Below are 9,595 nucleotides of genomic sequence, written 5' to 3' on the forward strand. Positions count from 1 at the left end.
CGGCGGAGCCCCGCGTTTTGTTTATTCTTCCCAACCATAAAAAGTGGGGGGGCCCCCGCCGCACCGCGGCCCCCACACTGTTCAACGGAACTCTATGGAGCTCGCCTTGTCAGGGAACGGGAACTCTCCGGAGCCCAGACTCGCGTCCACGCTGTTGGCGACGGCCTTGTACCCCGGAAGGCCGCTGTAGTTGGTGCTGTCGTACAGCCAGACCGCGTGGTTCCTCCAGTTCTTCATCGCGCTGGCACCGTTGTGCACCGGGCGGGTGGTACCGGACCAGTTGATGTCCCGGAGGTCGGGGTGGCTGGCGGTGAAGCTCCTGCTTCCGCCGTGATAGTCGGCGCTCTCGAACAGCCAGAACTTGTTGTCATCCGCCTGGGCTTCCCCCGCCGCCCCGGCAGGGGTCGCCATTCCCGCCACGGCGAGAAGGCATGCTGCAGCCGCGCCGATGGACGCTGTTACTACACGCTTCATGCGAACCCTTTCAGATCACTGATGACGACAACGGATCGGATCCCCTGAGTAAAAGCCAGGGAGCCTTCTGATTTCCTCGGTCGAGGTGTTGTCCGCCATGCATGACCAGATTCAAAGCTGGACCCCAGGGTCATGTCAACGATCACTTTGCCATCGCTTGAAGAATCCAAAAATTTACAACCCTAATCAGTCGAATCGAAAGGGGTCCTTTTGAGCCCTGGCGCCTTCCGTCGACACCCTTTGCCGGTGTGATCTCTTCAAGATCTTCACGATTGGAGGGATTGGGAAACGCTGAGCAGTAGGTTTCCATGTACACCTCAGTCGACGAGGTTCGCGGGAATCAGCCAGCCGCGATCAGCCCGTAGCTTCTTCAGGTCATGCTGTCGATGGCCTGGGGTTGACCTGATCACGTTGATGTGTCACACCCGTGATCGCAGGGGCGTGGGAGTGGCGCCTGACCGGGTGTTCGGGGAGGGTGCGTGGAGGTTGGTCCGCGCACAGAACCCACGGACCGCAGCGCAGTGGGCGCCGTGGAGTGTGACGGCGCCTCGCGCGGCTGGCTGCCCGTAGAGGACCGCGACGCGGCGGGCGGCCCGAAGGTGATCGACCCGGTCGGCGTCCACCTCGGCCGCGGACTCATGCGCGTCCACACCTGCCCTAACGACCCCACCGGCTCAGCTTCCAGTAGCGCGACCGCTCCATGTGAATGTCCCACCACGGCAGTCGGGCGGACACCACAATGAAGTCGTGCCGACCCGGCAGAGCCGCGGCCCGCCCCCGGCGGTCCGGGTGATCCGTTCCGTGACGAGAGGCTCCTCGATGACCGCTTCCGCGACCGGCTGCGAGCCGGCCGACGCAGGTGACCTGGACACCCTGGTCGACGTCTACGTCCCGGCGTTCTTCGACGACCCCGTGTTCGGCTGGGTCTTCCCCGACCCGTCGCGCCGAGCGGAGGGGCTGCGGGGGTTCTTCGGCACGGTGGCCGCCTCCACCTTCGCCGGCGGCGGATCCGCGCTGCAGGCCGACGACTTCGCCGCTGTGAGCATGTTCTACCCGCCCGACGCGCCGACGCCCACCGACGCGGACCAGCGGGAGTTCCGGGACCGGCTGGCCAGGAGCCTGGGCGACCAGGCCGATCGGGCGCTGGCCGTGATGGCGCTACTTGAGGCCCACCACCCCCACGACCTGCCCCCGCACTACTACGTCACCTTCCTCGCCGCCCTCCCCGGGCATCAGGGCCGTGGGCTGGGGACCCGCTTGCAGAAGGCGGTCTTCGCGCTCGCCGACGCGAGCGGGGCGGGCACGTACAAGGAGGCGAGCTCCCCGCGCAACCTCGCCCTGTACGAACGGCTGGGCCACCGCCGCCACGGGCCGGAGATCCGCGTCCCCGACGGGCCCCCGATCTGGCCGATCTTGCGCCCCGCCCACCCCCGGCCCGCCCTACGGTGACCACGACCGCCAGCACCGCCGGGCCGAAGTCCTGGCCGCGCTGGACACCGAAGCGCTGACCGCCCCCGTACGGGTCGCGGCCGACTTCGTGTGCCGGCTCTCGTCCGTGCTGTTCAGGGTGGGGTAGTCGGTGTAGCCGTGGGCTCCGCCGCCGTAGAAGCCTTCGGGGCGGGTTTCGTTGAGGGGGGCGCCGGTGCGGCAGCGGTGGACGAGGTCGGGGTTGGCGAGGTAGTCGCGGCCGAAGGAGACGAGGTCGGCGCCCCGCGTGAGGGCCCCTGCCACGGCGTCCTCCTTGCCTGTCCCGGCGGGCCGGGGGGTGACGATCAGGGCCGTCGGCCACAGCTCGCGGATCGCCGGGTCCAGGTCGGTGCCGGTCTCGCCGTGGTGGAGGTAGGCGAGATCGAGCGGGGCGAGGCCGCGGACGAGGGCGGTGTACGTGCCGTACGGGTCGATCTCGTCGAGGTCGCCGAACGGGTTGGACGGGGAGATCCGCAGGCCGGTGCGGTGCGGGCCGATGGCGTCGGCGACGGCTCGGGTGATCTCGGTGGTGAGGCGGGTGCGGCCTCGGGCGTCGCCGCCCCAGCGGTCGGTGCGGGTGTTGGCGTTGTCGGCGAGGAACTGGTGGAGGAGGTAACCGTTGGCGGCGTGGATCTCCACGCCGTCCAGTCCGGCGGCCACCGCGCGGGAGGCCGCGTTCACGAAGTCGGAGACGAGACCGGCGATCTCCTCCTCGGTGAGGGCGCGCGGGAGCACCGCCGGTGCCCGCCCCGAGGGGGTGAAGACCTCGGTGCGGGCGGTGACGGCGGAGGGCGCGACGGGCTGGGCGCCGCCGGGGAGGAAGTCCGGGTGGGCGAGGCGTCCGGCGTGCATGAGCTGAAGGAAGACGCGTCCGCCCCGCCGGTGGACGGCGTCGGTGACCTCGGCCCAGCCGTCCTGGTGGGCATCGGTGAACAGGCCCGGGGCGTTCGGGCCGATCGCGCCGAGAGGGGTGGGGTGGGTGCTCTCGGCGACGATGAGTCCGGCGGTGGCGCGCTGGCCGTAGTACTTGGCCATCAGCGTGCTGGGTGTGCCGTCCTCCTGGGCCCTGGCCCGGGTCATGGGGGCCATCACCATGCGGTTGGGCAGGGTGATGGCCCCGAGGCGGACGGGCTGGAAGAGGGCGGCGGGGGCGGACGTGGCGGACATGACGGGATTGCCCTTCTCGGTGGTGTCGGTCAGAGGTTCCAGCTCTTGGCGAGCAGTTCGTAGGAGCGCTTGCGCGCCTCGAAGTCCCACGCCTCGGAGACGATCATGAGTTCGTCGGCCCCGGTGCGCTTGACCAGGTCCTCCAGTCCGGCGCGGACGGTGTCGGGGGCGCCGACGAAGGACTCGCGGAGCATGGCGTTCACCATCCGCGCCTCCTGTGGGGCCCAGACGGCCTCGATGTCGTCGACCGGTGGCAGGACGCGCATCCCGCCCCGGAAGTGGGTGAGGAACTTCTGCTGGAGGGTGGTGAAGGTGCGCACGGCCTCTCGCTCGGTGCCGGCGACGACGGCGTTGGCCGCGACGATCGCGTACGGCTCCGGGTGCGCGGCCGAGGGCCGGTACGCCGTGCGGTAGAGCTCCAGCGCCTGGAGGAGCTGGTCGGGCGAGAAGTGCGAGGCGTGGACGAACGGCAGGCCCTCGCGGGCGGCGAGCGCCGCACCGAAGGTGCTGGAGCCCAGCACGAACACCGGTACGTCGACGCCCTCGCCGGGGATGGCACGTACCTTGCGCTCGGCGGAGCCCGGGGCGAGATAGCCGCGCAGCTCGGAGACCTGCTCGGGGAAGTCGGCGCCGCTCTCGTGGCGGCGGCGCAGGGCGCGGGTGGTCCACGGGTCGGTGCCGGGAGCGCGGCCGAGACCGAGGTCGATCCGGCCGGGGTGGTAGGTGGCGAGGGTGCCGAACTGCTCGGCGACGACGTAGGGGGCGTGGTTGGGCAGCATGATGCCGCCCGCGCCGACGCGGATGCGCTCGGTGGCGGCGGCGACCTGGCCGATCATGATGGCGGTCGCGGAGCTGGCCATGGCGGTGGTGTTGTGGTGCTCGGAGATCCACAGGCGGCGGTAGCCGTACGCCTCGGCGGCCCGTGCCAGTTCGACGGTGTTGGCCAGGGCCTCGGCGGGCTGGTGGCCGTGGCGGATCGGGGAGAGGTCGAGTACGGACAGCGGGATGTTCGTGGTGCTGGTCATCAGGTGTTCCTTCGGAGGGCGGGCCGCCGTGGGGAGCGGCCCGCCGATGCGGCCGGGGGCGGCCGCACGGGTGGTGCGGCCGGGACCGGGGGGAGGGTCAGGAGAGGGTGAGGACGGCCTTGCCGGGGAGCCGGCTGTCGGCCACGGCGGCGATGGTGTCGGCCGCGGCGGCCCAGTCACGGCGCCGGGCGATGTGCGGGCGCAGCCGGTCCGCGGCCGTCTCGGCGGCGAGCCAGGTGAGGTCCTGGTCGATGCCGCCGCCGTCCATCAGGAAGAAGGTGTGGATGGTGCGGTGGCGGCGGGCCGGATCCGCGAGGAGCGCGCCCGGGCCGAAGACGGTGTCCTGGCCGGAGGCGGCCCCGGCGGTCACGAGGACGCCGCCCTCGCCGAGAGCCTGGTAGGCGGCGGGGAGGACGGGTCCGCCGACGGTGTCGAGGACGCCGTGGACCGGGGTGGTGGCGGCGGGGTCGGTGACGGTCTCGTGCGCGCCGAGCGCGAGCAGGTCCTCCGTACGGGAGGTGTCGCGGGAGACCGCCACGACCTCGGCCCCGCCGCGTACGGCGAGCTGGATGGCGAAACGACCCACCGCTCCGGTGGCACCGGTGATCATCACCCGGCGGCCCAGGATCGGACCGAGGCGGCGCAGGGCGCGCAGCGCGGTTCCGGCGGCGACGGGCAGGGTGCTCATCGTGCCGGGGTCGGCTCCGTCGGGGACGGTGCCGATCAGCGCGGTGTCCACCGCCTGGAGCTCCGCCCAGGCTCCCGACAGTCCGAGGGTGATCGCGGGGGTGCCCACGGCCGGGCCGGAGCCGTCGGCCGCCGCGCGTTCCACGACCCCGGCGGCGTCCCAGCCGATCACCGCTCCGTCGGGCGCCTGCGGCAGTACGTAGCGGAACTCGGCCGGGTTGAGGGAGACCGCCCGCACCCGCACCAGCGCCTGATGGGCGGCGGGGATCGGATCGGCCGCCTCGGCGAGCCGGAGCCCGCCCGGGGCGGAACGGTCGACGGTCAGGGCGCGCATGGGATTCTCCTCATGATCAGAAACAAAAACGCCACTCAGTGGCACTTGCCTACAGATGCCAAACAGCAGGGAGAGGCTTCTGTATTCCGGGGGCGGTTTGCCTAGAATTGAAGGCATGACCACGACAGCGGAGGACCGCCACCCCGCCGGGGGCTCCCCACCCGCCGGGAGCCACCGTCCGGACGGGGGCCACCGTCCGGCCGGGGACCACCGTCCCGCCGGGGACGACCGGCTCCGGGAGCTGCCCCTGCGCGAGCGCAAGAGGCTCCGGACCCGCCGGGCGCTGGTCGAGACGGCCCTGACCCGGTACGCCCGGGACGGCTTCGAGCGCACCACCCTCGACGACCTCGCCGACGAGGTGGAGGTCTCCAAGCGGACCTTCTTCCGCTACTTCGCCTCGAAGGAGGACGTGGCGCTCGCGCCGGAGAAGGAGTTCTGGGCCGTCTTCCTCGACGTCCTGGGCGAGGCGGACCTGTTCGGGCCCCTCCTCGGGGTGTTCCACCGGGCGCTGACCGGCGCTCTGGAGCGGATGGACGAGGACTGGGAGCACCAGTTCGCCGCGAGCCGGCGCCTCGTGGAGAACACCCCGGCACTGACCGCCGCGAGCCTCCAGCACTGCGCCGAGACCTCCACCGGCATCCTGGACCTGCTGGCCCGGCGGCTCCCGCCGCTCGACGCGGACGACGTACGGCTCCGGATCGCCCTGGAGATCACCGTCGCGGCCTGGCGGTGCGCCCTGCGCGACTGGGCCACGGCCCCCGCCGTCACCGCGGACCGCCCGCACCTGATCGCGCTCACGGACCGGGCGTTCGCCGCCGTGCCCGGGGCCGTCGGCTACACCGTGTCGGGACCGGGCGGCGACACCGCCTGAGTCGACACCTGCTGGACCAGGCCGAACGGGTACGGGGTTGCCCGGTCCTGGGGCCCTCCGTGGTCGCGGTGGGCGGTGCGGACGCCGTCGAGGGTGTAGGCGCGAACGCGGGCCGGGGGAGACCGCGCCGGAGGCCGTCCGGTCGGGTCGGCTCTGAGGGATGTCCGGGAGGCCGCGGGCTTCGTCGGCGTACGCAATGTGAAGGGACCGCCCGCCTCGACGCCGAGCCGGACGTCTGTCGCGCGCTCGGGCGGTGGGCGCGGCCGACGTGTTCCGGTGTCGGGCGATTTCGCCGACGGCTTCACCGGACGGGGGTGTCGCCCCTGAACCTCCGGCGCGCCCCCCGGGGCGAAGGGCTTGGCGTGGTGGCCCCGGGACGACGCGGCAGGGACTTCCCCGCCGCTACCCCGCGCTCTTCGCCGGTGCGGGCCCGGACGGGGCCCCGGTGAACTGGGGCAGGGCCGGGGCGTCGACCGGCAGGGCGCGGGCGGCGGCGGGGCGCAGCCCGTCGAGGATCACGCCCAGATAGCGCTGCCAGAGACCGGGCGCGCCGTCGGCGATGCTGAGGACGGCCTGGGAGGCGGCGGTCTGGAGCAGCACGATGTCGACGCCGGTGACGTCGGCGCGGACGGCGCCGGTGCGCTGGGCGCGGGTGACGAGGATGTCGGCGACCTCGGCCAGACGCTCGCGGGAGGCCCGGACGCTGGCCTCGCTGGGCGAGAGCGCGGTGGCGGCCTGACAGAACGAGCGGTCGCGGGCCTGGAGCTCCACCCCGGCACGCATGAACTCGGCCAGCGCCGCCTCAGGGGCGTCGGAGAGGGAGAGCCGCAGGCCGGTCATCACCAGCTCCTCCAGCCGGTCGCTGAAGATCTCGGCGAGGAGCTGTTCCTTGGTGTCGAAGTGGCGGAAGACGGTGCCCTTGCCGATCCCTGCCCGCTGGGCGATCCGCGTGATGGACACATCCATGCCGTGCTCGGCGAACTCGGCGGTGGCCGCGTCGATCAGCAGGCTCCTGTTGCGGACGGCATCGGCTCTCTTCATGCCCTCATGATACCTAACCGGACCGCGCGGTCACATTTCTTCCATGAAGCGGACCGCGCGGTCACTTTCTCTGTTACGGTTCACAACATGACCGGGTGGTCCGGTTATGGGAGTGGTGCTCCGCGCCCCTCCCCACCCCGTGCTGTACGCAGGAAAGGGACAACTGTCATGACCGACGTCCGTGGCTACGCGACCGGCCCGATCAAGGCCGAAGCGGCGTTCACCTCCGACTTCCCCCTCGACGACCGCTACTCCACCCAGGACCTCGCGGACATGTTGGAGCGCGAGCGCCCCAACATGGACATCCGCCCCGGCATGCGCCACAAGTACACGCCGCTCCGGTTCGACCCGGCCACCGGCGTGAAGTACATCGGCGGCCGCTACCTCTTCGACACCTGGGAGAACGTCCTCGACTACGACCACTTCACCAACGAGGAGCTCTACCCCGAGCCGGGCGTGAAGTTCTGGTCCCGCTTCCCGGGCGTGGACAAGCACTACTGGAAGGTCACCGGTGCCCACGACTTCAAGCCGATGGCCACCGCCCACCACATCAACCGCTTCGAGCGCTACTCCTACACCCACGAGAACGTCGCGGAACTGCTGAAGTCGGTGTGGGAGACCATGCGCGACGACGCCGAGGCCCGCGGCCTGTCCAGCATCTGGCTGATGCACCAGCCCGAGGAGAAGCAGATCGGCATCCTCACCGTCGCCGAGAAGACCGGCGACACCGACCCGGCCACCGCCGTCTCCAAGGGCCTGGAGCACCTGGAGCGCCTCGACGCCTTCGGCCGCTTCCTCCCCGAGGAACTGGACACCACCGAGCTGATGGACCGCACCAGCCTCATCATCTCCTCCTGGCTCCCCGAGTCCCGTGCCCTGGGCGGCGCCCACTCCTCCTTCGACGTCTCCCCGCCGCACCCCGCCCCCAAGCTCTGATCCCACAGGCGGAACAGGCGGAACAGGCAGCACAACCGCACAGCGACACAGCCGGTGCCCGGCCCGGAACCACTACGTTCCGGGCCGGGCACCGGCCGTTCACGAAGCCAGGCCGACCGCCCCGACCTCCCACCCGACGGATCACATGTCCGTATCCGCCCGACCGCGCGCCCCTGCCGGGCCTGGCGGATGCCGACCCCACCCCGGCATCCCCGCCGGCTCCGCCACCGCACCCTGCCGCCAGCCGTGGTCATCGGCATCACGGTGACCTACGGGTCCCGGCCCGGCGCGCGACCAAGGAGCACCCGCGCCAGGCGCGACGGCCACCGCCGTCCGGTGCACCCCGGCGGGCTCGACCACCCGCGCGTGGTGCTTCCGAACCTGCGGGAGGCCGCGGCCGCCGTCGACGAGCACCTCACGGCGGAACGCGGCTTCGGCATCGGGGACATCATCCACTTGGCGCTCCGCCACACCGACCACATCGTCACGAGCCTCGCCCTCGCCTGGCCGACCTGGTGGGCACGCAGTTCCGCTCCGTACCAACCCTCGCCGGGGGAAAAGCCGTTGCGGCCCCCACGCCCGCCGTGGAGGGTGTGCCGCATGATGCAGCTGACGGAAATAAGCGGACTTGCTGGGTACGTCAACGAGGACTGGCAGTCGCCGGTGGCCGATGCCGTCGCCGCCCGCTGGGGGATCGCCCCCGGGGTCGCGCGCTGGTGGCGGTCGAGCGCCTCGCACGTCTTCGTCGTGCCCGGTGTCCCGGAGCCGGAAGCCGAACGGTATCTGCGGTTCGTGCCCGAACGGTACGCGGCCTACGGGCGGTTCGAGACCGTCGCCGCGCTGATGGACCGGCTCCACGCGGGCGGGCTCGCACTCGCCCCGCCGGTCAGGTCGTCGGCGGGGCGACTGACGGAGACGGTGGTGACACCGCTGGGGACCGTGCGCGCCATGTGTCTCGCCGAGGCGCCCGGTGAGGAGGTCGAGCCGGCGGAGCTGACCGAGGCCCAGGCCCGGGCCTGGGGCGCGCTCCTCGCCCGTACCCATGAGAGCGCGCGGGACCTCTCCGACGGCCTCGGGCGGCCGCTCGACGGGATCGCCGAAGCCGCCCGGCTCTACGCGGACGACGCAGGACTCACCGCCGCCGTCGGGAAGATCGCCGCCCGTCTCGCCGGGCTCCCGCGCGACCCCGCGTCGTACGGTGTGGTCCACGGGGACTTCGAGCTGGACAACCTCGCCTGGGAGGGGAACACCCCGACCGCCTTCGACTTCGACGAGGCCGCGCTGTCCTGGTACGCGGCCGACATCGCCCACGCGGTCCGCGACCTGACCGACGAGGGCCGCCCCGACCCGGCCCGTGCGGGCCTTCTCGGCGCCTTCCTCGCCGGATACCGCGAGGTCCGGACCCTGCCCGGGGTGGACGCGGACACCCTGCTCCTGTTCGCGGGCGCCAACGCCGCCCGCAGTCTGGTCGAGCTGCATCCCGTCCTCGCCCGCCTGGACGAGGGCCGCCCCGACGACCTCGACACGCTGCGGGCCGATCTCGTCGAGCACCGCGACGAGCAGCGCCGGATCGTGCTCGCCGCCGCCGGGTAG

Annotated in this window: 9 protein-coding genes; 4 read left to right on the forward strand and 5 right to left on the reverse strand. The window is 72.0% G+C overall.

All coding sequences use genetic code 11. The features are described from left to right. Positions 1–81: 81 nt before the first annotated feature. On the reverse strand, positions 82–474 hold the full coding sequence (locus tag ACIRQY_RS22520; protein WP_351793443.1) for a peptidase inhibitor family I36 protein: 393 nt from the start codon (positions 472–474) through the stop codon (positions 82–84). 819 nt (positions 475–1,293) lie between these two features. Here ACIRQY_RS22520 and ACIRQY_RS22525 point away from each other — a divergent pair. After that, entirely contained in the window at positions 1,294–1,923 is a 630-nt protein-coding gene (locus ACIRQY_RS22525; protein ID WP_403928343.1) for a GNAT family N-acetyltransferase, read from the forward strand. Here ACIRQY_RS22525 and ACIRQY_RS22530 read toward each other — a convergent pair. The 3 genes from ACIRQY_RS22530 to ACIRQY_RS22540 all read right to left on the reverse strand — a co-directional run bounded on the left by ACIRQY_RS22530 (position 1,915) and on the right by ACIRQY_RS22540 (position 5,154). Then, complete coding sequence (locus tag ACIRQY_RS22530; RefSeq protein ID WP_403928344.1) at positions 1,915–3,108, reverse strand: alkene reductase; 1,194 nt, start codon at positions 3,106–3,108, stop codon at positions 1,915–1,917. The genes ACIRQY_RS22525 and ACIRQY_RS22530 overlap by 9 nt on opposite strands. Positions 3,109–3,137: 29 nt before the next feature. Beyond that, a complete protein-coding gene (locus ACIRQY_RS22535) occupies positions 3,138–4,133 on the reverse strand; it encodes an LLM class flavin-dependent oxidoreductase (RefSeq protein ID WP_403928347.1) in 996 nt (331 codons plus the stop codon). A 97-nt stretch (positions 4,134–4,230) separates the two neighbouring features. After that, positions 4,231–5,154, reverse strand: coding sequence for a zinc-binding dehydrogenase (locus ACIRQY_RS22540; RefSeq protein WP_403928349.1), 924 nt, complete (start codon positions 5,152–5,154; stop codon positions 4,231–4,233). Between the two features lie 115 nt (positions 5,155–5,269). Between ACIRQY_RS22540 and ACIRQY_RS22545 the strand changes: the two genes are divergently transcribed. Further along, complete coding sequence (locus tag ACIRQY_RS22545) at positions 5,270–6,025, forward strand: TetR/AcrR family transcriptional regulator (protein ID WP_403928352.1); 756 nt, start codon at positions 5,270–5,272, stop codon at positions 6,023–6,025. Between the two features lie 402 nt (positions 6,026–6,427). Here the strand turns inward: ACIRQY_RS22545 and ACIRQY_RS22550 are convergent, their stop codons facing one another. Continuing rightward, positions 6,428–7,066 (reverse strand): TetR/AcrR family transcriptional regulator, encoded by a 639-nt coding sequence (locus tag ACIRQY_RS22550; protein WP_403928354.1) that lies wholly within the window; start codon positions 7,064–7,066, stop codon positions 6,428–6,430. Positions 7,067–7,234: 168 nt separating this feature from the next. Between ACIRQY_RS22550 and ACIRQY_RS22555 the strand changes: the two genes are divergently transcribed. Further along, positions 7,235–8,002: a hypothetical protein gene (locus ACIRQY_RS22555; RefSeq protein ID WP_403928357.1), complete on the forward strand. Its 768-nt coding sequence runs from the start codon at positions 7,235–7,237 to the stop codon at positions 8,000–8,002. A 246-nt stretch (positions 8,003–8,248) separates the two neighbouring features. Next, entirely contained in the window at positions 8,249–9,595 is a 1,347-nt protein-coding gene (locus tag ACIRQY_RS22560) for a phosphotransferase enzyme family protein (RefSeq protein WP_403928359.1), read from the forward strand.

The sequence above is a fragment of the Streptomyces sp. NPDC101490 genome (assembly GCF_044767145.1).
In the GTDB taxonomy this organism is placed as follows: Bacteria; Actinomycetota; Actinomycetes; order Streptomycetales; family Streptomycetaceae; genus Streptomyces.